Here is a 222-nt window from a genome sequence, read left to right as displayed (position 1 = left end):
ATGCGTGATGCGTGTATTCCTACACTTTTTGTCAAACTTCATACACGACCTCCATGGATGGAGGAAGTCAGGTAACTGTCTGGAACAGTTACGTGAAAACCACTTGGGTGTTGTATGGTTAAGCCTCACGGGTAATTAGTATTGGTTAGCTCAATGCCTCGCAGCACTTCCACACCCAACCTATCAACGTTGTAGTCTCCAACGACCCTTTAGGGAGCTTAA

General features: G+C 45.9%; 1 rRNA gene. It reads right to left on the bottom strand.

Annotated features, from left to right (window positions below):
• Positions 1–114: 114 nt before the first annotated feature.
• A 23S ribosomal RNA gene (locus tag H4J50_RS19400) occupies positions 115–222 on the bottom strand; the annotation flags it as partial.

Origin of the sequence: Colwellia sp. 6M3, assembly GCF_014077595.1 — a bacterium.
Lineage (GTDB): Bacteria > Pseudomonadota > Gammaproteobacteria > Enterobacterales > Alteromonadaceae > Cognaticolwellia.
This window is presented reverse-complemented; position numbering and strand designations above follow the sequence as displayed.